Source organism: Porphyromonas pogonae (assembly GCF_036320655.1).
Taxonomy (GTDB): domain Bacteria; phylum Bacteroidota; class Bacteroidia; order Bacteroidales; family Porphyromonadaceae; genus Porphyromonas; species Porphyromonas pogonae.
In genome coordinates this window covers 827,196-850,521 of sequence record NZ_CP143258.1, presented here as the reverse complement: position 1 = coordinate 850,521, position 23,326 = coordinate 827,196, and the positions used below count along the sequence as shown (strand labels likewise).

Here is a 23,326-nt window from a genome sequence, read left to right as displayed (position 1 = left end):
ATCGCTCTTTTTTCTCTTTTTATTCAAAACAAACTTCTCTTTCTTTCCCGCGGTGTCTCTTGGCGAAAACCGCTTCCGTTTGTTTGCGGATGCAAAGGTAAAGAAAATGTTTTATTACTTCCAAATTTTTTCGAAAGTTTTTTTTGATGCGGTGTAGAGCAGTCTAAAACAACCACCCTTACGGAATCAAAATCATCTTCATCCCTTTTCTTAATTGTACTCATGAAACGCCTCTCTCTTCTTTCCCCTTTTCCTCAGGATCGCCTCATACATATATAAGAGCAACCCTAACCTCCCGCACGAAATCCCGTACAGCCAAGGACAAAAAAACAGGTCCTTAAAAACCTGCCTACTTCAGTGACACCCCCCTCTCTATCCGATAGTGCTCAAAGCCCTAAAGAATTATTCGGAAGCATACATCCATCAGAAGTCGATTCATACAATCCCGCTCGAATTGTGAGTGCAAATGTAGACCCTTTTTTATTACAATCCAAACTTTCTTGAGTGTTTATTCTGTTAAAATATGTCAAACCACTACTCCACAGACTTATGGAGAAACAGTGAAATATCCAAAAACAACGAAGGCAACGGGAATAGGTGGCCAAAATCCCCGGCAAGTGGCGTGACAATGGGGCGAAGCGACGGGGAGTGAGGGTGAATTGGCGAGGAGTGGAGAGTCCAGTTGAGCTCGTTTAGCTGTTTTTGTAGGAGATTGGGACAGCACAAATAGGCATAGCTCACCAATCGGCTAAAAGGGATTAGCTGTTTTTGTAGGAGATTACTAGGGTGGAAGGATTCGTATTTCCCTATGTCGACACGGGCTAAGGTGGGAAATCAATCAATACATATATATAGATGGTGGATATATATATGGTGTATGATGAATGTGTACAGGAATGGAAGGATAATTATTAAGTTTTTAGTATAGTTTATAGGTATGAGGGGTGAGTTAAGTAATGGCAGAGAGTAAACCATGAAAGAAAAGGGGAATACGTCGGTGCCGGATCAGCTCCATTTTGACAGAATGACAGAATTGGGGCAGTGCGGCACAGACTACCGTCAGAGAGTAAAATGCCGGAATTCCCATAACTAAAGTTTTTGCGTTGGCTATAGGATTCCCTCAAATCGCAGTGTTTTTAGTTTAAAAACTAAGCTTATTTATACAAAGTCTAAATAAGAATCATCTTTCCAACGCCTTTTTTCGGGGTGAAGAAAGGCCTTAATAAATCAAGAAGCGGTAAAATGTGCATTTATTGCACAATCATAAAATACCCTACCTCTATCGTCAATTTATTTAACCGGGTGCAAAAACAAAACAAAAGAATGCAGATAGATCAAATTCGATGAGAAGAGGTCTGCCATCCATATAGGATAAGTCCGTCGTCCGTGTACATAAGTCTGCCGTCCGTGTACGATAAGTCAATTGTCCGTATAGCATAGGTCGGCTATCCGTATACGATGAATTTTGAAGGCTAAAAGACAGGAAAGAAAAAAGTGAAATGTGAAATGCGGAAGTTGGAGGATAAGTGAAATAAGCCTTTTGAAAGGGATAATGGAGAAGGAATATGGGATGAAACCGAATTCAACCACAGTATAATATAATGTATAATAGAATAGATACTATCGGAGCCTACTCCAATGAGCGATGGAATTCCAACTACAGTATAATATAACGGCTCAGTCTGATAATCATGCATGGCTCACGCAATGTACTTAAGGCACTTACATCAGAATATCTGAAGGGGATAAATCCTGAACTATCAGAGAGAGGGAGAGAGAGAGAGGATACACCCACGAAATTCATGAGTATATAGACTTATAGGTCTGAATTTATCCGATTTCTCTGCAATATATTACCCAATCATACGCCATATATTCCCATGCTTATATAAAAATCAGTCGTAATTCGCTTGTAAACATAATCGGTTCATTGTTCATCATTAGCCCATTTGTAATTCGCATCCCCTTCCCATAAAGCAATTCGCAAAAAAAACAGCCCCCACACAACAACAAAGATACAACACAAAACGACCATTTGTCAAGACCCACTAATCCCTCAAAAACCATCACAAATCCAACAAGCACAATCCCCCCCCCTTAAACTGACAAAATGATACCACTCCCCTCAACCCTATATGATAATACAAAGCCATCCCTAAACCAGAGAAAGATGATGAATTACCATCGAATGGGGGTTTGATGATGTGCTTCGAGGTATTTATTGGCAAGAGAAAAATGCTTGCATCCCAAAAATCCGCGGTGAGCTGATAATGGAGAGGGGTGAGGTGCTTCCAAAACAAGGTGTCGTGTGCGATCGATCATGGCCCCTTTGCGACGGGCATAACTCCCCCATAACATAAACACTAAATGTTCGCGCGTATTTGCCAGAGTGCGTATCACCTCGTCCGTGAAACTCTCCCAGCCTATACCTTGATGTGAACCAGCGTGCCCCGCACGCACCGTAAGCGTGGCATTGAGGAGCAATACCCCTTGCTCTACCCAAGGTAATAAGTTGCCTCCCACGATTTGAGATGGGGTGCCGGTGTCGTTTTTGATCTCCTGGAGCATATTTCTCAAACTCGGAGGAACCGGCACACCGGGAGGAACAGAAAAAGCCAAACCCTCGGCTTGTCCAAATTCATGATACGGATCTTGACCCAAGATTACGACTTTTACTTTTTCGGGTGGGCACAAATCCAAAGCTCTGAAAATATACTTACCGGGAGGATATATAGGGTGGGTACCGGCATATTCCTGCTTGACCGTGTGGATAAGGTGTTCGAAATACAGCTTATCAAATTCACCCGACAAAATACGCTTCCAACCATCGTCAATTCTTACATTCATGCGCTAAATAATCTCAAAAAATTAATGATAGTTACAAAGGTAAGTATTCAATATCATTCCAATAACGAATGTTTTATTGTAATTTCGTCTTTTGGAAATAAACTTATCAAGTTAGACTCAATGAATTTTCTTCATAGACTGATTATAGGCTTGGGCACTGCCTCTATCTCTATCATGGGAGTATCAGCACAGAACCCTGCCGCACTCAACTATATCAAAAATGCCGAAAGTCGCGAGCATGCACAGACTGGGCTTATAGTCCGGGCTTGTGCCACGGGCAAGACGCTACTCGAATACAATAGCAATCAAAGAATGTGCCCTGCGTCACTAACAAAAATAATGACTACCGGAGCCATACTGCGCCTCAAAGGACCTGACTTCCACTTCTCCACACGCATCTTTACTACGGGGCCTATACAAATGGGGACTTTACATGGCGATATCATAGTGTATGGAGGAGGAGATCCGGCATTAGAATCCCACTACACCCCACTTGACAGAGGCAGATTCAAAAGGGAACTCATCGCTGCAATAGAACATGCGGGCATCAAAGAAATAACCGGAGATATCTGGGTGGATGCCTCACGCTATGGCGATGAAGGAGTAAACCCCACATGGATGGTGGAAGATATAGGGAACTACTACGGCACGGGGACTTACGGCTTCAACATCTTTGACAATAGAATAAACCTCACGCTCAACTCTGTGGGAAAAGTGCCACAGGTGCTCAAGGCCAATCCTGAACACCCTGAGATGAAATGGATAAACAAAACAACTATAGGGCGCGATAGTGTGTGGTGTATGATGATCCCCTTCCTCAACCAAGGCATCATCTACGGGAGCATTCCGCCTAAACAGAAGTACTATACACTGAAAACGGCTCTACCCGACCCGGCTACATACGGAGCTGTGAACATCAAAACTTGGCTGGGACAGGCGGGTGTAAAAGTAGACGGTAAAGGCTTGGGGGCATACGAACCTCTCAAAACGAATCAGGGCTCACTGGTGATGGAGTACAACTCGCTACCACTGGATACGCTGCTCAAAGTGACGAACTTCAGAAGTGTAAATAGCTTTGCGGAGGCCATGATGAAAGAGGTGGAGACTGCAAATCAACCTATATATGGACAAAATATCATACGACCATACAAAATAGAGGATTACTGGAAGGCAACGCTGGGTATACAGCAGGAAGAGATGACCTTGTACGATGGATGCGGACTATCGCCCAAAAACAGAATTACCCCGGATGTATTGAGCCGTACACTACTCTCACTGATGCACGATGCTAACCCGCAAGACAACGTATTCCTCCATAGCCTGCCACGTGCGGGCAAGGAAGGATCAGTGCGGAGCATACTCAGTGACGGAGCAGTAGAAGCCTACTTGAAAAGCGGTAGTATGTCCGGTGTACTGGGGTACGGAGGATATGTACAGAACAAAGGGAACTGGTATGTGGTAGTATTCATATCCAATGATCACAACAGTGCCTATGTGATGAAGCACGCCTTCGACCAATTTGTAAAAAGCTACTTTGCGTAATAGAGACTGTTGCAAAAGTCAACAGTCTTGTGGATTTTGGAGGCAAAGCCGACAAAAGACACTTTGACCGGGCAGAGAAGGTAAAGTGCAAGGCGCTAAGAGTGAGTGCACAGGGAGTTTACTTCAGGTAAATGACCTAGCGCGAATCTCGCAAGCAACGAAGCAATTGGCCTGCTATGCAACGGTCTCTAATAGAGATTCACTTTTGACATCAATAAGAAAGGTCATCGGCACGAATGCTGATGACCTTATTTTTTAGAGCGAATTAATTGCAAATACGGTTATTTCTCACGGATAAATATGTTGATGGGAGTGCCTTCAAAGTTCCAGTTTTCACGAATTTTATTTTCCAAGAAACGTTTGTACGGTTCTTTGACCCACTGTGGCAGATTGCAGAAAAATGCAAAACTGGGCACAGCAGTAGGGAGTTGCATCACATATTTAATCTTGATATACTTGCCTTTCCATGCAGGAGGAGGTGTAGCTTCTATGATGGGCAACATGACTTCGTTGAGTTTGTGCGTAGCTACCCGAGTGCTTCTATTCTTATAGACCTCGCTTACCGTCTCGAGCACTTTGAAAATGCGCTGCTTGGTAAGAGCTGAAATGAAAAGAATAGGGAAATTGGTAAAAGGAGCAAAGCGTGAACGTATGGCCTCCTGATAATGCTTGATGGCGGCAGTGCTCTTGTCTTCGACCAAATCCCATTTATTGACACAGACTACGAGTCCCTTACTATTCTTCTGGATCAATGAGAATATATTGAGATCTTGACTCTCTATACCACGAGTAGCATCGATCATAAGCACACACACATCACTGCTCTCGATAGCTCTTATAGAACGGATAACGGAGTAGTACTCCAGATCCTCATCGACCTTACCTTTCTTGCGAATACCGGCTGTATCAACCAAATAGAAATTGAGCCCAAATTTATTATAATGTGTATAAACGGAGTCACGAGTAGTACCGGCAATATCCGTAACAATGTTGCGCTCCTCTCCGATAAAAGCATTGACAAGCGATGATTTACCGGCATTGGGACGCCCTACAATGGCGATACGCGGACAATCGGGCTCAATGATCTCTTCCGCTTTTTCGGGAAGAGCCTCTACAACTTTGTCAAGCAGATCACCTGTGCCGGAGCCACTGATAGCGGATACACAGAAAGGATCGCCCAAGCCAAATGAGTAGAACTCAGATGCCGCATAGTGCTGAGCAAAATTGTCGGCCTTATTGGCGACGAGAATAATAGGCTTCTTGGAGCGCCTTAGTTTGGCAGCGACTTCGTCGTCTTCGAGAGTGATGCCGTTTTCGACATCAACAACGAAGAGGATAAGATCTGCCTCGTCCATGGCTATCTCTACCTGCTTGTTGATCTCTCCTTCGAAAACATCTTCGGAACCAACTACCCAACCGCCTGTATCAACGATAGAGAATTCCTTGTCCAGCCATAGCACCTTGCCATACTGTCTGTCTCGGGTGGTACCCGAGACTTCGTTTACAATGGCTTGTCGAGTCTGAGTCAAGCGATTGAAAAGTGTTGATTTACCCACATTGGGACGGCCTACTATGGCTACTAAATTACTCATTGGGATTTCTACTTTTATAATAATCAATGCTTCCCTACAGCCTGGGGCAGAGGGAAAGTACTTATACGGATAAGTGGGACAACTGCCTAATCGCCCAGTTGGTATCCGTATGATTTGAGAAGGTTGTCTCTGTTGCGCCAGTCTTTTTCCACCTTGACATACATCTCCAGAAAGATCTTTTTCTCAAAAAATCTCTCTAAGTCCTGCCGAGCCATGGAACCGACCTTTTTGAGCGCAGCACCTTTGTGCCCTATAATAATTCCTTTTTGAGACTCACGCTCCACAATGACAAGGGCACGTATATGTATCTTGTGGTCATCTTCTTTGAACTCTTCGACAATAACTTCTACCGAATAAGGGATCTCTTTCTGATAATACAGCAGGATCTTTTCTCGGATGATCTCTGTGACAAAGAAGCGTGCAGGCCTATCAGTGAGCGCATCCTTGTCAAAATAGGGAGGTGATGGAGGGATAAGACTTTCGATGCGCTTCTTGAGCGGCTCCACAGTGAAGCGGTTAGTTGCTGACAGGGGAATAATCTCGGCCTGTGGCAACTCGTTGTGCCAATGCTCTACAATAGCCTCGAGGTCTTGCTGATTGCTCAGATCGATCTTATTGATCACAAGAATTACAGGGCAAGTAGCTTTTTTGACACGCTCAAGAAACTTCTCGTTCTTGTCGAATTTTTCCACAATATCAGTAACATACACCAACACATCAGCATCACCGAGAGCGGACTCGGAGAAGCCCAACATGCTTTGCTGCAGCTTATAATTGGGCTGTAATACTCCGGGCGTATCGCTATATACGATCTGCATATCCGGAGTATTGACAATACCTAATATTCTGTGACGAGTGGTTTGTGCTTTGGATGTAATAATAGAGATGCGTTCTCCCACCAACACATTCATCAGTGTAGATTTGCCCACATTGGGGTTTCCTACAATGTTTACAAATCCTGATCTGTGCTTAGTTTCTTCCATTAGTGCGCACTCTTATTAATTATTTCTCTTTCCTTCGTAGGCCCATTTAACGTACACAGCACCCCATGTAAAGCCTGCGCCAAAAGAAGTGAGGATAAGATTGTCTCCTTTGTGGAGCTTGTCTTCCCACTGCCATAGACATATAGGAATAGTAGCACAGCTAGTGTTACCTATATACTGGATGTTGATCATCACCTTCTCTTCGGGCACTTCGAGCATTCTTGCCACAGCATCGATGATACGGAGATTGGCTTGGTGAGGCACTACCCAGGCTACATCATCATGTGTAAGGTGGTTTCTCTTCATGACCTCACGACAAGCAGATGACATGTCACGCACGGCATGCTTGAATACGGCACTGCCTTCCTGATAGACAAAGTGTTCACGCCTGTCGATAGTCTCATGGGAGGGTGGACAAGCGGAGCCCCCGGCCCTCATGATCAGGTTATCTTTGCCAATACCATTGGTGCGGAGTATGCTATCGAGAACTCCTACTTCATCATCAGTAGGCTCCAATAGCACACAGCCTGCGGCATCTCCAAAGAGCGGGCAGGTTGAGCGATCGGTGTAATCCGTTATGGCCGACATCTTGTCGGTAGCGATGACAAGTATTTTCTTGTATCTGCCCGATCGGATATAGTTGGCGCCTGTCTCCAATGCGTATATAAAACTCGGACATGCAGACTGCATATCGAATGTAAAAGCGTTCTTACACCCCAGCTCATAGGCCACAATAGAAGCCGTGGTGGGAAAATGATAGTCCGCTGTATTGGTCGCTATAATTATACCTTCTATATCTTCAGCATTCACTGAATTTCTATTGAACAGATCCTTGGCAGCTTCGATAGCCATGTATGAGGAACCTTTTGTAGGATCTTTCAATATACGACGTTCTTTAATACCCACGCGAGTGGTAATCCACTCATCATTAGTATCAACCATCTTCTCAAGGTCTGCGTTGGTTAGTTTGTCGGGGGGTAAATATCCGCCCACGGCAGTTATAACTGCATTTATATTACTCATCTTCTCTAAATAATTTTGTTTTAGAAAGTGTAAAGATACCGCTAAAATACAAAAAAAGTCCTATAGATTAGCTATAGGACTTCTTAATAACTTGTATCTCAACGGATGCAATTAGATTGCCACCTCTTTTTCGATTGCCAATTTACCACGGTAATAACCGCATTCCTGACATACAGTGTGATAAATGTGCCATGCACCACAGTTAGGGCATTTTGCCAAAGTAGGCATGGCTGCCTTGTCGTGTGTACGACGCTTGGCGGTACGAGTCTTGGACTGTCTTCTTTTAGGATGTGCCATTGTCTTTTATTATATTATTATTAATCTTTTTTCAATGATTTAAGCGCACTCCAGCGCGGATCTGTTTTCTCTTCCGGCATCTTATCACCGGCCATATGTTCACGATAATGCTTGATCATCTCCTGATCGCACATTCCATCCTCATGAATCCGTTGGATGGGCATAGCCAGCACTACATACTCGTAAAATATCCATGAAAGGTCTATGACTCCTTCTTTTTCTGGCACGATGATTACTTCTTCGTTGACCTCTTGGTACTCAGGCCCCATCTTTACTACAAGATGCTCATCGGCCTCTATGGGCACTTCCATATCTGCCAGACAGCGATCACACGAGGTGATAACGTCTCCATCAATGGCAAAATCCATATCGAATATTTCGTGAGACTTACGAACGGTAGCTTGGACACACACATTACCGCCTGATACTTCCTGAGAATCAAGATCTCTAAAATATTTGTCGTCCAAATCGAATGTAAATTCGTGTACTCCGTCCGACAGAGATTTCAGTTTAAGCGTATATTTATCCGAATGCTTCACGTCTAATTATCGTAAAATCTCTGCAAAAGTAAGGAAATCAAAGCACACACACAAACGGCCTTGTGAAATTATTGCTATTTATGTGTATCAAAAGATCTTTTTTCATCTCCACAATCGGTCATTCGCAGAGCTATTGTACGCTATTTTATTGAATAAACTATAAAAGCAGCGGCAGGAATAAAAATATTTAACGAGTTAAAAATATTTACCCCCACCGCTATCAATGTATCCTATTTCAACAACCCAGCTTGGTACGCATGCTCTCTCCCAAAGCCCTCTTGCGCTCGATATGATCCAGCACTTCCAGCACAAAGGGATTAGTCTCAAAGGCTCCACGCACGTTTTCAAAATCAATCTCTTTGTCTCCACCATTGAGATCAATACCAAAGCCCACACGTGCGCTCATAGTAAACTCCTTACGCGCATCATCATAGAGCATTCTATCGAGCTCTACTACACACTCTTCCCATTGTTTGATGATGCTGCACACCTTATCTTTGGTAAACATGTTGTCAGTTAGACCAAACCATTCTTTGAGCCTCTCATACGCCCACGGCCATTCGAGTTCATAATAATGTGTATGCAACTCTCTGAAGCATTTGTTGAGTTGATCAATGTCTTCAATTGCGCCACTTTTTACTTGTTCTATGATAAAAGCTATCTCCTTTTTGGGAGCAATAAGTCCGCACAGATCCAACCAATCTCCCAGACCTCTCTCGCTTGCCGGCTTGAGATGATTGATAATCTCCTCATCAGTATTGCATGGACAGTCCTTCAGTTTTTGAATCAAAGAGTTACCCAGGAACTTCACAATAGCCATGTGATAATACTTCATACCTTTCTCAAGCGATTGGTTGCGTATATGCATATTCTTATACACCACCTTCTGATTATCGGTATTGCATAGCAGTTTCTTCAATGTATTGAGAATACGATACCCCTCCAACATCTTTCCCACCGTATAGGGGCTGAGCAGATTGAAATTGATACAATCACTCTTGCAGGTATCGAGCCGCTTGTCTCGGGCCGGCCATTTCTTAGCATCACGAATAGTACCCACACTACGGAGGTTGACTCCGGGGAATAAGAATGTTTCGTTATGATCTTCTATCAGATAAGAGAATGGGAATGCTGAGCTATCGATATGATGTACATGGCGCCCCATCACAAGCGAGAAAGGACCGATATGAGAAGGCCACAGGATGTACGAGTCACTGGTAGTTTTAGAGCCTCGCTCCACAATGCCCTGATGTATGGGCCCTAATTTATATAAGTGATTACTCTGGTTGGATCCGCTACCCGCATTGAGAAAGGAATAATAGCCTGCTATAAGCAAACTTGACTTGTGCATGCTCACAGTGTACGGTCCCGCAAACACAGCACAAGCCTCACCGTTCTCACCCTGACAGTTTGAGAAAAATAGGGAATCATGAGCCGAAAACAAATGGCTCAGATGCGAACCTTGCCCCAAAAAGCAATGACTCATTGTAGTACCATCCTTGACACTGCTACCAGAGTGCAGGATGAAGTCAGAGCATATCACATTATAACCTACAAACACGGGAGCCGACTCATTACTTAGGATAGACCCGTTATAGAGACGTGATGCTCCTATAATGCGTGCATAGTCACCAATATTCACATTCTCTATGGTGTGGCAGCTTCTGATCTCCACATGACAACCTATCTCACCCATACTGCTTTTTTTCAGGCTGATGAAACGTTGCGAAAGATGCTCCAAGCGTTCGACAAGCTCTACATCATGGCGATAAAAAGCAGATAGATATGCCGTATGAGCCGTGAGTTTTTCCGTGAGAGTAACCTCTCTACCTCCTGTTTCGTTGAGCACGGACACCCTCACACCATTGCCAAAAGTATTCTCGGCAGATACCACCATACGATCCAGATTACAGATGATGCTGTAGGCTCCTATATTATAATTGGCAATATATTGAGTCACATTCTCAATAAGTACATTCTCACCGATACTGCAATGATGCAGATGAGCATTGTAAATCCCCGTCTTCTTCCTCACTCCACCGGGCAATTCTATCTCCCGATCAAAACGGCACAATTTAATCTCTCCCGAGAAATGTACGCTACCACATCTATTAGGATCAAAATCCTCAGCAACTTGCAACAAGTCCCAGTTTTCGCAAGAACATTTGTTTATTTCCAGCATTTCCCGCTCTTTCGCTGTTAACTCGCGGTATTTTTCTTCATAATTTCTCACAAGCGTCAATAAATATTAAAAGTTTTGACAAACAGCCGTTCATTTTGTAGCTCAAGGCTTTACGGCTCGTTAAATTAAAAAAAAGTAGATTACAATACACTTCTAAAACGTTAAAAATAATACGCCTCTATCATTGAAGCATATCATGAGTATGTCCCCTCGGCACCGGGCAGACTCCGGGACATGTCGCAGTGTATCCAGACTTATCGCCACATCACTCAGCTCAGCACATGCTCGAGGTCATACCTCCGTATCCCCACTTACCCTATCCATAAGAATACTCTTCATTTTTATGACAGTGTTTTTTGTATCTTTGTGGGGCATTCATTTAAATAAACAACATAAAAGGAGAAAATATTATGAAAAGAATCGTTTTGATACGCCACGGACAGAGCCTGTGGAATATGGAAAACCGTTTTACAGGATGGACGGATGTAGATCTTTCACCTCTTGGAGTTGAAGAAGCCAAGAAAGCCGGTGAGCTTATGAAGAAAGAAGGATTCTTCTTCACCCAAGCTTTTACATCATACCTCAAACGTGCCGTAAAGACTCTGAATCAAGTGTTGGATGTAATGGATCTTGACTGGATCCCTGTAGAAAAGACATGGAGACTCAATGAGAAGCATTACGGTATGCTACAAGGTCTCAACAAAGCAGAAACAGCAGAGAAGTATGGCGACGAGCAAGTACTCATTTGGCGCCGTAGCTATGATGTACCTCCTACCCCATTGGAAAAAAACGATCCTCGCTCTCCTTTCATGGATCCCCGCTACAAAGGTGTAGATGAGAAAGACCTGCCACTTACCGAAGCTCTCAAAGACACTGTGGAGCGTATACTTCCTTACTGGGAAGAGACCATACTTCCCTCCCTCAAAGAGCATGACGAAGTATTGGTAGCAGCACATGGCAATAGTTTGCGTGGTATCATCAAGGTATTGAAAAATATTTCAGACGAAGATATTATCAACCTCAACCTCCCTACCGCAGTACCTTACGTATTTGAGTTTGATGATAACTTCAACCTTGTCAAAGATTATTTCCTCGGTGATCCCGAAGAGATCAAAAAGCTCATGGAAGCTGTAGCAAATCAAGGTAAAAAGAAATAATAGCTTCTTCCAAGCCATAGGTACCCTCAAGATACCGCGTGGCAAACATGCTACAAATGACACAAAGTCTCTGCCGTATCTTATGGCGGAGACTTTTCTTTTTCAAAGTCTATCTTTTTCCTCCATTTTATGTTCTTTCCACACATTGAGCTTACCGCCTATGTGGTATTTTATGGAAATAAAAGCCCGTTGCGTATCGAACTTCAAGGTCTGCTTATAGTCTACAAAGTTACTTACAGAGCTATATTCTTTTTTGAGCGTAGCAAAGATATCACTGAATGTCAATGACACAGAAAGCTTATTATTGCAGAAAGATCGTTTTATACCCGCATCTACGGTAAACTCCGGCTCCAGCAACTGGTAACCATTAAGTCGCCTTCCCGTATACCGCATCTGAGTTTCCAGCATAATATCAGCGGGCAAATTGAGTTGTTGGTTGAGATTAAATATACCATGTGCCCTACTCATCATACGTTGATTTTCTTTCATCGGCACCGGTATGCGTAGCAGTGAAATGCCCGCGGAGGCCTGCACACTCCACCAACGAGCCACATTGAAAGGAATTACAAGGTCGGTATACAATAAGTCACCATGGCTAAAATTGCCCAATTTCGATACCACCACACCTTGCGCATCTTGAGTAAGAACCTCGGAGATAAGATCGGTTGTGTGCATATAACTCATATTTGCAGTGTATTTTTGAGCAAAAGTATAGGAGAGGGTTGTCGTAAAGCTGTGCTCAGGTTTCAACTCCGGTGCGCCGGAAGTATAGAATCCGGCATCGTAATACCAGCGAGTAGAACTCAAGTTGACATACGTTGGCCGATTTACCCGTCGAGCCAATGTAAGCTCTACTCTATGTTTGGGATGAGGAGTAAGCGTTACAGCTAAATGCGGGAAGAGATTGGCACTATTCCAGACACGGGATTTACCGTGGGTAGTCTGTGAAGCTCTCATGTATTCGAAGCGTAGTCCACCGTCTATGGCAAAGCCTTTCCACTGTCTTGCAGCCGACACATATGCTGCACCTATCTTCTCTCCGTAGTGGTAGTCATCAGATTGTTCGGGATCAATCACATAAACCCCGTTTTTATTATCCATATGCTCTACAGGATTGTGCACCCGCATATCGGAATACTTCACACCGGCTTTCAATGACCACAGGTCAAAAGGCAAGTCAACATCCGCTTTGCCCGACCAGATATTTATATCTACAGGCTGGGAGTACATAAATTCAGACTTAGTACGATAATCAGGCTCTCCGGCAAGCTTTTTCGTGACAAGCATTTTCCCTGTAGATTTATTATTAAATGCAATGTAGTCCCCATCAAAAGAGACATTTTTGCCCAGTGAGTCTATAATATAAGTATACTTGGTGTGCAGAGATCCGTATCTGTAAGGTTCCTTGATATCAAGGAGGGTATTGAGATTATATACCGGTCTTCCCTGTAAGTCCATGGCCTGCGACGGTGATTGGGCTTTGAGGCGCCAATTGTCATAATACCCATTGTAGAAAACTTCGATATTGTTACGCGTATTCATTTTATAAATAAAGCCAAGGCGATAAGTATAGAAGTTTATTTTTATAGGTCGGGTATTGACACGCGAGTATACCAAGGGCACACCATTGTCATGGATAAGAGTCGTTGCTTCCTGATCACTAAAGCGGTGCTTATCGCTTATATCCAACATCCCGAAAGCATTTATTTTATCCGTGACATAACTCGCACTTATGTTTTCCATAAAGAAATTATTCTTCCTACTTTTCCCGGCAGACAATCCCAGATCAATAGCATAGCCCGGAGTCTTATTACTCTTGGTTATAATGTTGATAGTTCCCGCATTTCCCGAAGCATCAAGATAAGACGGCGAAGAGGTAAAGATTTCTACTTTCTGGATATTGCTCGCTTGCATACCTTCGAGCAAAGAGGTCAATTGCTGTGGAGTGAGATATGTGGGAGACCCGTTGATAAGCAAATTGACCCCATGTGATCCTCGCAAGGTAATTTCGCCGTCAGTACTTCCGCCTACTCCCGGCAAACGCTTCAGCATATCCAGCGCTGATACCCCCTCGGCAATACTTCCTGCCGTATTTATCACCATTTTATTATCTTTTTGTTGGATCAAGGGCAGTTTGCCTTGGACTACCACTTCATTAAGACGAGTGGACTCTTCCTGCAAAATAATATCACGGAATAAGATCTTTTTGTTCTTTGCAGATACTTCTATGGATTCCTTGGCTGTCTTATAACCTATAAAAGAAGCATTCAAAATAAATGTGCCGTGTGCGGGAACCAATACTTTATAATAACCATTATCATCCGTGACGCCACCGATAATCAATTTATCACCTTGCATCAGGGCTACATTTACAAACGATATAGGCGCTGAATTATGATCTATGACACGACCTTTGAGGACAATAGATTTTGCTTGTTCCTGGGATAAAACAGGAGATAAATACACCAAAAGGAGAAGGAGAGTAATGTTAATCTTCACTTGTAGTTCAAATATGTTGTTAGGGGAATAAAGTAAATAAATAGCTCGGGCATGGGCAATCACAAAAATTGGGTATTTTGCTGCAAATAATGATGGTATTGAGGCTAATAGACAATATATTACACGATAGTATCACCATGAATCATGTAAAATAAGGAATGTTTTTCATTGGAATCTTATCAGACTGTGCTATCCTATCGGTGATTTTACACCCCGTTCCGACTTATCATATCAAAACGAATATTGCAATATCATAATGTCAGCATCTGAGGCATGCTCGCCATCAATCCGTTTTTACATCGCATAGCTTTAGGCCGGGGACTTGACAAAGGGGGGCTTTGTGTTGTATCTTTACTGTGAAATAAACAGTACTGACTTTCTTCACCTCATTTATTTAGATCCGTATGAAAATTTATACAGCTATTACTAATAGAGACTGTTGCAAAAGTCAACAGTCTCGTGGATTTTGGAGGCGAAGCCGACAAAAGACACTTTGACCGGGCAGAGAAGGTAAAGTGCAAGGCGCTAAGAGTGAGTGCACAGGGAGTTTACTTCAGGTAAATGACCAAGCGCGAATCTCGCAAGCAACGAAGCAATTGGCCTGCTATGCAACGGTCTCTAATAATACTCAAACCCTTTTTATGATGGCCCCCATTACTATGCCAACCCGCGTGCAAATAGAATACTCTTCGTACCAAGATTATATGAATGCAGGTTATTCGTTCATAATAGAGAATAAGCCCTCCGTCTCCATAGAGCTTTTATATAGATGCACCATAGGGAAAGAGCATCCGACCATCTACTTATAACAATATATAGGACAGTATTATGGTATATCTACACACTGCCAGATCCATTAGACACCAATAAACTATTTCCCCCACAGTTTGCGTCCAGTATATGGCCCTGTAAATTCTTCAAACTCATTCTCCACCCTCCTCTATTATTTATAGACAGATGTGCACCCCGGATTAACCCAAAGGTTGACTTGTCGTAAACCCACAATCATCAGCTCATGTAAAACCTCCCCAAAACATCATATACGGACAATCGACCGATGGTACACGGACGAAGAACTCATCGTACACGGACATGAGATTTATCATATACGGTCGGCCAACCTATCCTAATAAAATCTGCTCCACCTCCTATTATTTCTTCAATTCCTACACATATATAAAAAACTAAAATAAGTATGAGTCATATCCTATGATTGAGGGGTTAATCCGCCAAATACTACCACTCAATTTATTTAGGGGTTGTTCAAGGCTAGAAAAAGCTCCCCAAAAGGAGATTCTTATTTATACCTTGTACAAATAAGCCTACTTTCTTAACTATGAAACTGCAATCTTAATAAGAAATCCATTGATATATAATTTATTTAGTTACCAATTTATCACCACATTAAGAACACACAGGGATAGATAAACAGAAGCATCAATTCTATCATTTTGTCAAAATAACAAAAGAGCTGCTCCTTTCGGAGCAGCTCTCAATATCACATCATTATTGTATCATAAAATGATCAAATCAGGATCGAGGTGAAAATTTGTTTTTTACAGAAACGAGTCCCTTAGGGAGTTGTGGAAACTCTTTCATGGGCTCTATCTTGATAATGTACTCACCCGGAATAAGGATTTCAAGGTTTGCATTTTTTTTGTCATATTTAAAATACTTGCTGTCTAAATCTTTCATCGATGGATCTTTCAATGACACAGCTAAATCCTTAACATACTCTTGCTCCCAGGAGTAGTTATGAAACATAGTCGAATTTGTAACAGTGTACGGTCTTTGGTCTTTGTACAGACAGTTGCCTCCTCCTCCTTCATTATCATTGTAATTCAAATGACCACAAGTTGCTTTGATAGCGACAAGACCCATCAAGTCCAATACATTGTTTTTGCATTCAATAGATTCGAGTTTTGGATATTTTTGACCTTGAAAGAAGAACACTGAAGACAAAGTATTATTATTACAAAGAACACGCTCTAGCTTGCCCATATTATTGATATGAATACTTCTTAGCGGATTAGGAGTATTTCCATATTGAGGCATTTTTTGCGAATAAGATTTCTTATAACCATTGATGTTTAGTAGTTCGACATTCACATATTTAGCCAAAGAAGCAACTGTCATCAGCTCATTACCTTCCAGATTAAGCTCGGTGATACCTTCAAATAGTTTCATATTAAAAGTATTCTTCAAGTCATTGTGCCCCAAACGTACCTTTTTGCTTTTTTTGAATGCACTGAAATCAACTTGTGACAGATTGTTTCTCCCTAAGTCAATAATCTTCACTTCGTCCAAACCTGAAAAATCAGTGGATGTAAGTGAGCAATTCATAAAAGTCAACTGCGTAAGTGCAGGACAGTTCTTCACCTTAGCTTTATTGATGGACGGACTATTCTGCACTAGTAGGGTCTTCAGCTTTTTCATGTTTTCCACTGAAAAGCTTTTTGCTGATGTCGGGTCCATGTTTTTAAGCGTAAGGTCTATGAGATCAGGATATTCTTTCTCAGAGTACTCTAACTTCTCCATCTTGGCATCTGCCACATAAAGTAGCGTCAAATGAGGATTTGAAGATATATCGAGACCTGTCAGTTTTTCCATGGGTTCAATATACATATCAGTAATAGCCGTACCGGTAATTCTGACAAATGAGAGCTTAGGATACTGATAATAATAGTTGATCTTGAATTCTCGGTCTCTATCATTGGACGTCTTCAGGGAAGGGAAATCTGTCAACGACAAAGAGTCTAACATAGGAAGTTCTTGGAGTGTGACATGCTTGAGAGGAGCCACAGTTTCTTTAGCGTGTTTGCCGGAAAGTATCACAGTACGCAATTTGGGCAAGAACTGTAAATCAACACTGGCTAGGACATCACTTTTCAGCTCAATACGCTCAAGACTTTTGAAAGTCTTATCCTTATCGGCCAGTTTCAAATCCTTGATTACAGCCACACCATCCTTGTTGCCGCCAAGCCCTACAATATGATAAGCACCCTTATCATCCTTTGACCACACGATGCTCATGTGATCACTTTTCCATGAAGCAGGGTTGTTTGACTCCATATCTGCTTCAAAACCGTTAGCTTTGGCCAATGTCCTAAGCAATGAAATCTCTGCTTCATCGCACTCTTTGATATCTTTGGGTGCATTGGTAGCCACTACTTCAGGATTGGGCTGTGGTTGCGGTGTGGGAGTTGGGGTCGGTGTTGGTTCGTCGACGCTCTTCTCACAAGCTTGAATCATTCCCGCGAGCATAATAGCCGGAAGAATAAATTTAATGTAACTTTTCTTCATATTTTTACTTTTGATTAAACAATTGAGGACATAGATTAGTCCCCCTTAGATCTCTATAAGCCATAATGCCCTACGATGGCTTTTAGTTAGTATGGGTCATATCGGCAGGTACACCGATAATATAATCAGCTATACCCCTGTAATCATCTTCAAGGCTGTCAATTGCGTCCTGCCTCACGGTAGATATGGTCATTATACGTACCGATGGTGCATACCGTTTGAGATATGTAACAATACCTTCATATCTATCAGAATGGAACGAGCCGTTGAGGTGAAGTACCTTATAACCCTGCTTCGCCATCAGGCTTATATGCCACGCCATAGTGGCATCTTTGATAGCCTGAGCCTCAGCAAAGTATCTCTTTTCATCGCTTTTACCATGCACCATGGAGCGCATGCCATCAAACATCCTCTCAGTAGCTTCATCTCTCTTATAGGGTATAGGCAAAGGTGGCAGATAACTTTTCGCTTTGACACTGAGAGAGTCCAAGGCTGCAAATCCTTTACGGTTGACAAGATCAGCATACCTGCGAGGCACATTAGTGGCTGTAACTTGGAGTCCATGGGATTTAGCATAGTAAACTACAGGGTCGTAATCGCTCTCGTAATTGCCCCAAAGGCGTGCCTCTTGAGCATAACTCTTGGGACTGATAATTTTTTGCATATATTCGTCCAGAATCAACTGTACGTCTGCCTCCAGCATCTCCAATCCCACGCTCTGTGCGGAACCGTTGTGTCTGTGCAACATCTCCAAACTCTTAAGCTCCAGCCAGTGGCTTACAGGGCAGTTGTGCAACTCACCGAAGAACACTACGTCAGCTTGAGCGAGCTGTTTTATCATTGTTACAAAATCAGCCTTGTTTCCGTTTTTATCAAAGATGCGGTAAGCTGGCATCTCCTGCGCATGCAACTTGCTGCCAGTGTGGCTTATCAGGAGTATTGCCACCCCTATCCATGCACAGATACTGTATTTTATTTTTTTCATTGTTTACGACCTATATAATATGTGACGTGGTTGGATTCATTTATAAATGAAGCAAAGGCCTGACGAATTTCTTGTGCTGTGATAGACTCGAGTATCTCATCATATTGATTAAAGTCCTTGAGAGACTCTTTCTCTTTGATAAGCAACAAAAGGGTATTTTGCCAAGATGCGACGTCAGATGCAGTGAGCGCCTCGCGCTTGTTGACCAAGAAAGATCGCTTGATATCGGCAAGCTCCTTACTCCCGGCATCCTGAGTACACAAATCATTCATCAAATCAATAATAAGGGTATTGGCTCGTGCCACATTGGAGCACTTTACAGAAGTTTCCAAAGTGAAATGAACATGAGGTATAGGAAATGCTCTGTAATGAAGGAATATGTAGGGTGAGTAGACGATACCCGTACGAGCACGAAGATGCTTGATCATTCTATTTCTGATCAATTCACGCATGATTTTGAGACGAAGAGCCGATCGCAACCCGGGCTTGTAACTGCCGTAATAAATGTTATAAATAGTGGATTGGTCTTTAGTGTCGCAATTGTCGATGATATACTCCTTGCAGGGAGTATCGAGCATGCTAGTCTTTGCAATTTCCAAAGCAGGCTTGTAGGGCAATGTCCCGAATACACGGTTGGCAATATCAATAACCTCATCAGTATTGAATGTCCCAGTAACCACAAAAGTCATACCCTCTGTGCGACTGAATACATCACAATGATAATCTGCCATGGAGTCAAGATTCATCTTACGAATATCCTCTGCCGTAGAGGGTTCCTTGATAGAAGGCCCTGAATTCATCATACTATCGATAAACTTTTCCATCCGTTGCTCCGGATTTCTATCCAACATGCGCATGAGCATCTTGGGTTTACCCACTTCCTCCAATTTATCGGTTCTAATATCTTCAAAGTCCGTGTGACATCGCTCAGGTTTTGTCATTTTATGTTTCAGAAGGTTCATAAGAGGCAGAAGCTGTGAGGTGGGAGCTGTAGCCATCATGCCATCCCAAAATGATGAGGGAGTTAAGGCGAGAGAAACATTGTGCTGCATCATATAAGATTGCAGCTTATTGCGATCGATGCCCTCAATGAGACCCAGCTCCATATAGCCGGCCACGCCTTCGAGAAAGCGACGAGCCGAATCAGGTATAGCACTATATCCTCCGGGAACTGCTATGGCTACTTTGACAACAGAATCTGCCGCATTGGGGAATGGCTTTAGGATCAGCTTAATACCATTGACAAGGATCACCTCCGTAACTCCAATCTTATCGTGAAACACTCTGGATTTGATAGAAGGAGACTTAGTCTCTTTTACCTTTAATAATTGGGCAGGCGGTGTATTTACGCTAACGATAGAATCATCGGCTTTCTCCAAGGCTCTACGCTTATAGGCAAAAGGAGACGCTGGGGTAGATAGTCCCCGATCAATAGCTTTGGAGATCAGATCTTCGGTAATGCAGGCAAATTCCTTACGCTCGGTATTCGCTGTATAACCGGCAATAACGGATGATCTCAACCACTGAACCATTTGGAGCCATTCTGTTTTAAGATCCGCAAACTGAATTTTATCGATCTGCTGATGCAACTTTGTCACAGAGTCCTCTGACTTGAGCAACATGTCTTGCATCAAAACATGATCGGTGTAGTAATCGCACCATTCCCCCGAACTCATGTTCCCATCAAGAGGGTAATACACATCCTTGACCTCCTGCTTTAGGTCAGTCATTTCAAGACTATCGATAGAGGTGAGATGAACAAGTGAAGAAAGATAAGACATCACACCTTTCAGCTTTTTCAGAATATCATTTCCCCCCTTACCGCTAATATTGACAGAAAAATGATCTGTTTCTCCAAGATACCAGTTATCCTTTACCTTGATATTTCCCAAACTATTGGCTCTTGTTTGCAGAGCTGCGACAGCCATTCTACGTACAGCGCATTGAGTGATCTCGTTTATACTCCTGCTTTTTGAGCAGGGGTGAGGTACCATGACATCCAAAGTAGCGGTAGAAAGTAAAGAATCCTTACAAATACTCAGTTTTACTCCGGGAGCATAAGTAAGAGGGAAAAGACAGAAGTTGGCGGGTATCTCGGAAGGCGATATGGCGGATAGTTGTTTTTTTATCTTCGCTTCGACATCAGCCGGTTCAACATCTCCTACAATGAGGATTGTAGCAAGCGAAGGGATATACCACTTGCGATAAAATCGCAACAAAGACACTCTTTCAATACGATCAATATCAGCCATACAACCCAAGGGCAGACGACGTGCATGTATGCCGTTGCCAAGCTTGAGTTTGTAAAAGGGATCATATTCCTCATAAGTACGTATCTCCTCCTTCACCACTCCTTTTTCCCGATCTATAGAATGATTGTCCAAGGATATGCAACTCAACCAATCACTCATTATAAGAATAGCACTATCAATAACCCCTACATTATCCAACGGCAAGGACATCATATATACGGTGCGATCATAGCCCGTAAAAGCATTGAGCCCCACACCATATCTCACGCCCAAGGATTCGATGTAATCGACCAATTTATTATCAGGGAAATGTTGTGTACCACCGAAAGCCAGATGCTCCAAAAAGTGAGCATATCCTCTTTCATTATCTTGTTCGATACAAGAACCGATACGATAAATAAGCCTAAACTCAGCCTTACGGGTAGGTGCAGCGTTTTTACGGATAATGTATCGAAGCCCATTAGGAAGTGTATGGTCTATCTCTACGGGGCTATGTTGGGCATAACTCCCCATCTGCACAAAAGGCAATAACAAAAGGGTCTTCAGGAGTGAAGTGAAAATGCGATTGGTAAAATTCATAGTTTTCAAGATAAACTTATTGTCTATCGGAATAGAGCGTGCCTTAATGCAGAGAAAGGAGAGAAGTTGATCTATATCAGCCTTTTTGTACAGGCTTAGAGATAATAGTAATTGCGATTGAGGTAAAGTACATACAATACAATCATCAAAATACAAATCAATCTCTCTCCTACTCTTGATTTTATAAGTACAACTATATAGAATGGAGTGTCATTAATCACAATAAAGAGAGCGGAGAATCGAACCAGACGCAATCAGGCTTCCCTCTCCGAACTCCCAAAAGAGTTATTTAGTACAATCTACATGTATCTGGGTATAACCATAAGAATGATCCATGTCCCAAGGAAATTCGAAATGCATGGTGCCTTTGGTAAAATCAATGGATGCTTTAGGAGCAATATAATAGGAAGGATCATTGGGGTTGTTCATACCATCTTTCCAGTCATCCTTATCAATAGTACTATGAAACAAGATCTGATAAGGATCGACAGAGCCTTGTAGCACATTTATCTTCAAGTCTTTGTCGGTATTACTTCTTATTTTCTCCAAAATGCGACTCCACACAGAACTGTTGAAGTGGAATGGTACGATAATAATGGTTTCGGACTTCATGTCGGTAGGATCATCGTCATTACCAATGGCATCAGCTTTCTTGCCGAGGAAGTCTATTTTTCCGGTTTTTACATCCAAGCGTATATTGTCAAGGCTCAGGGTAAATGTTTCCTTGGATTGGGGAGTCCAATTGATAGACTTACAAATGTATTTGGATGCAGGAGGAGCATCATCTCCGGGATTGTTCCAGAACTCGGTATCCAGGATGGTGATCAAGTTGAATACCGAGGAGAAATAACTATCAAGACCCAACGGATTTTTCTCAAATTTAAGGATAGGCTGTTCTGCTGTAGCCTTATCACTAAGAGTTACAAACATCATCTCATTGTTGATCTTGATCTCCCGCGGAGCGGTAAAGGGTTTCACATTGGCTCCTCCAGGCTCTTTGATCAGGCCCTTACAGATCATAGGTCCCAATATCTTATATAGATCAATTCCATACTTGGTTTTGTATCCTTCGATCAACTGTTTCTGGGCTTCAGTAAGCTTCAAAACATCAGAAGGCGTAACGGTAACCTCTACAAAGGATTTGATGCTCATATCTTTCTCTGTAGGAGGTATCATACACTTCACTTTTATGATGATGTTTTTGGTTACGTTACCCTTATTGGCTGATTTGATTTCAAACGGTATTTGAAACTCACCTTTGGGAATGGTGACTTCCTTTTTGATCAAAGTAATAGCATCACTACCCTCACCTTCGGTAACAATTTTAAAAGTCACATCGTGATCAAGTTTCTTAGTCATCTTGAGTAGTAATGTCACGCCCTCTTTTTGTCCGTCAGCAACAGTACATGTAGTCGCTTCATTGGGAAGAGAGAGATAAAGATTATTTGTTCCGCCATATTCATTATTGTTATCCTTGGAACATGCAACTATGAAAAGCGTCATGAAGGACAACAGCACAATTTTGAAAATATTCTTTTCCATATAG

Annotated in this window: 15 protein-coding genes; 2 read left to right on the top strand and 13 right to left on the bottom strand. The window is 42.5% G+C overall.

The genetic code is table 11. From position 1 onward, the window contains the following. Window positions 1-23 precede the first annotated feature (23 nt). Window positions 24-224 carry a hypothetical protein gene (locus VYJ22_RS03225; RefSeq protein WP_329903671.1) on the bottom strand — a complete coding sequence of 67 codons (201 nt, stop codon included), beginning with the start codon at window positions 222-224 and terminating at the stop codon, window positions 24-26. 1,954 nt (window positions 225-2,178) lie between these two features. Further along, a complete protein-coding gene (gene ung, locus VYJ22_RS03220; RefSeq protein WP_329905023.1) occupies window positions 2,179-2,847 on the bottom strand; it encodes a uracil-DNA glycosylase in 669 nt (222 codons plus the stop codon). Between the two features lie 120 nt (window positions 2,848-2,967). Here ung and dacB point away from each other — a divergent pair, with 120 nt between their 5' ends. Beyond that, a complete protein-coding gene (gene dacB, locus VYJ22_RS03215; protein ID WP_329905022.1) occupies window positions 2,968-4,389 on the top strand; it encodes a D-alanyl-D-alanine carboxypeptidase/D-alanyl-D-alanine endopeptidase in 1,422 nt (473 codons plus the stop codon). 281 nt (window positions 4,390-4,670) lie between these two features. Here dacB and der read toward each other — a convergent pair whose 3' ends face one another. The 6 genes from der to VYJ22_RS03185 all read right to left on the bottom strand — a co-directional run bounded on the left by der (window position 4,671) and on the right by VYJ22_RS03185 (window position 11,056). After that, window positions 4,671-5,981: a ribosome biogenesis GTPase Der gene (der, locus tag VYJ22_RS03210; protein WP_329905021.1), complete on the bottom strand. Its 1,311-nt coding sequence runs from the start codon at window positions 5,979-5,981 to the stop codon at window positions 4,671-4,673. 86 nt (window positions 5,982-6,067) lie between these two features. Then, window positions 6,068-6,964 carry a GTPase Era gene (gene era / locus VYJ22_RS03205; protein ID WP_329905019.1) on the bottom strand — a complete coding sequence of 299 codons (897 nt, stop codon included), beginning with the start codon at window positions 6,962-6,964 and terminating at the stop codon, window positions 6,068-6,070. Window positions 6,965-6,979: 15 nt separating this feature from the next. Further along, window positions 6,980-7,987 carry a beta-ketoacyl-ACP synthase III gene (locus VYJ22_RS03200; protein ID WP_329905018.1) on the bottom strand — a complete coding sequence of 336 codons (1,008 nt, stop codon included), beginning with the start codon at window positions 7,985-7,987 and terminating at the stop codon, window positions 6,980-6,982. A 111-nt stretch (window positions 7,988-8,098) separates the two neighbouring features. Further along, window positions 8,099-8,284, bottom strand: a complete 186-nt coding sequence (gene rpmF, locus VYJ22_RS03195) for a 50S ribosomal protein L32 (protein ID WP_329905016.1) — start codon at window positions 8,282-8,284, stop codon at window positions 8,099-8,101. Window positions 8,285-8,304: 20 nt separating this feature from the next. After that, the gene (locus VYJ22_RS03190) at window positions 8,305-8,823 is read right to left on the bottom strand and encodes a YceD family protein (RefSeq protein WP_329905015.1); all 519 of its coding nucleotides are present in this window, start codon (window positions 8,821-8,823) and stop codon (window positions 8,305-8,307) included. A gap of 235 nt (window positions 8,824-9,058) precedes the next feature. Next, a complete protein-coding gene (locus VYJ22_RS03185) occupies window positions 9,059-11,056 on the bottom strand; it encodes a DUF4954 family protein (protein ID WP_329905014.1) in 1,998 nt (665 codons plus the stop codon). 359 nt (window positions 11,057-11,415) lie between these two features. Between VYJ22_RS03185 and gpmA the strand changes: the two genes are divergently transcribed. Continuing rightward, window positions 11,416-12,162 (top strand): 2,3-diphosphoglycerate-dependent phosphoglycerate mutase, encoded by a 747-nt coding sequence (gpmA, locus tag VYJ22_RS03180; protein WP_329905013.1) that lies wholly within the window; start codon window positions 11,416-11,418, stop codon window positions 12,160-12,162. A 102-nt stretch (window positions 12,163-12,264) separates the two neighbouring features. On the opposite strand, the gene VYJ22_RS03175 is transcribed toward gpmA, so the two are convergent. The 5 genes from VYJ22_RS03175 to VYJ22_RS03155 form a co-directional block, all read right to left on the bottom strand. Next, window positions 12,265-14,661: an outer membrane beta-barrel family protein gene (locus VYJ22_RS03175; RefSeq protein ID WP_329905011.1), complete on the bottom strand. Its 2,397-nt coding sequence runs from the start codon at window positions 14,659-14,661 to the stop codon at window positions 12,265-12,267. Between the two features lie 1,530 nt (window positions 14,662-16,191). After that, window positions 16,192-17,964: a leucine-rich repeat domain-containing protein gene (locus VYJ22_RS03170; protein WP_329905010.1), complete on the bottom strand. Its 1,773-nt coding sequence runs from the start codon at window positions 17,962-17,964 to the stop codon at window positions 16,192-16,194. An 82-nt stretch (window positions 17,965-18,046) separates the two neighbouring features. Continuing rightward, the gene (locus tag VYJ22_RS03165) at window positions 18,047-18,949 is read right to left on the bottom strand and encodes a ChaN family lipoprotein (RefSeq protein WP_329905009.1); all 903 of its coding nucleotides are present in this window, start codon (window positions 18,947-18,949) and stop codon (window positions 18,047-18,049) included. Beyond that, window positions 18,946-21,780 carry a M16 family metallopeptidase gene (locus tag VYJ22_RS03160; RefSeq protein WP_329905007.1) on the bottom strand — a complete coding sequence of 945 codons (2,835 nt, stop codon included), beginning with the start codon at window positions 21,778-21,780 and terminating at the stop codon, window positions 18,946-18,948. Before VYJ22_RS03160 ends, VYJ22_RS03165 begins: the two co-directional genes overlap by 4 nt. A gap of 285 nt (window positions 21,781-22,065) precedes the next feature. After that, window positions 22,066-23,322, bottom strand: coding sequence for a DUF4929 family protein (locus tag VYJ22_RS03155; protein WP_329905005.1), 1,257 nt, complete (start codon window positions 23,320-23,322; stop codon window positions 22,066-22,068). Window positions 23,323-23,326: the final 4 nt, after the last annotated feature.

Bases quoted from the DNA above. Each gene is read 5' to 3' on its own strand.
- VYJ22_RS03225 (WP_329903671.1), bottom strand. From the start codon at position 224: ATGAGTACAATTAAGAAAAGGGATGAAGATGATTTTGATTCCGTAAGG.
- ung (WP_329905023.1), bottom strand. From the start codon at position 2,847: ATGAATGTAAGAATTGACGATGGTTGGAAGCGTATTTTGTCGGGTGAA.
- dacB (WP_329905022.1), top strand. From the start codon at position 2,968: ATGAATTTTCTTCATAGACTGATTATAGGCTTGGGCACTGCCTCTATC.
- der (WP_329905021.1), bottom strand. From the start codon at position 5,981: ATGAGTAATTTAGTAGCCATAGTAGGCCGTCCCAATGTGGGTAAATCA.
- era (WP_329905019.1), bottom strand. From the start codon at position 6,964: ATGGAAGAAACTAAGCACAGATCAGGATTTGTAAACATTGTAGGAAAC.
- VYJ22_RS03200 (WP_329905018.1), bottom strand. From the start codon at position 7,987: ATGAGTAATATAAATGCAGTTATAACTGCCGTGGGCGGATATTTACCC.
- rpmF (WP_329905016.1), bottom strand. From the start codon at position 8,284: ATGGCACATCCTAAAAGAAGACAGTCCAAGACTCGTACCGCCAAGCGT.
- gpmA (WP_329905013.1), top strand. From the start codon at position 11,416: ATGAAAAGAATCGTTTTGATACGCCACGGACAGAGCCTGTGGAATATG.
- VYJ22_RS03170 (WP_329905010.1), bottom strand. From the start codon at position 17,964: ATGAAGAAAAGTTACATTAAATTTATTCTTCCGGCTATTATGCTCGCG.
- VYJ22_RS03165 (WP_329905009.1), bottom strand. From the start codon at position 18,949: ATGAAAAAAATAAAATACAGTATCTGTGCATGGATAGGGGTGGCAATA.
- VYJ22_RS03160 (WP_329905007.1), bottom strand. From the start codon at position 21,780: ATGAATTTTACCAATCGCATTTTCACTTCACTCCTGAAGACCCTTTTG.
- VYJ22_RS03155 (WP_329905005.1), bottom strand. From the start codon at position 23,322: ATGGAAAAGAATATTTTCAAAATTGTGCTGTTGTCCTTCATGACGCTT.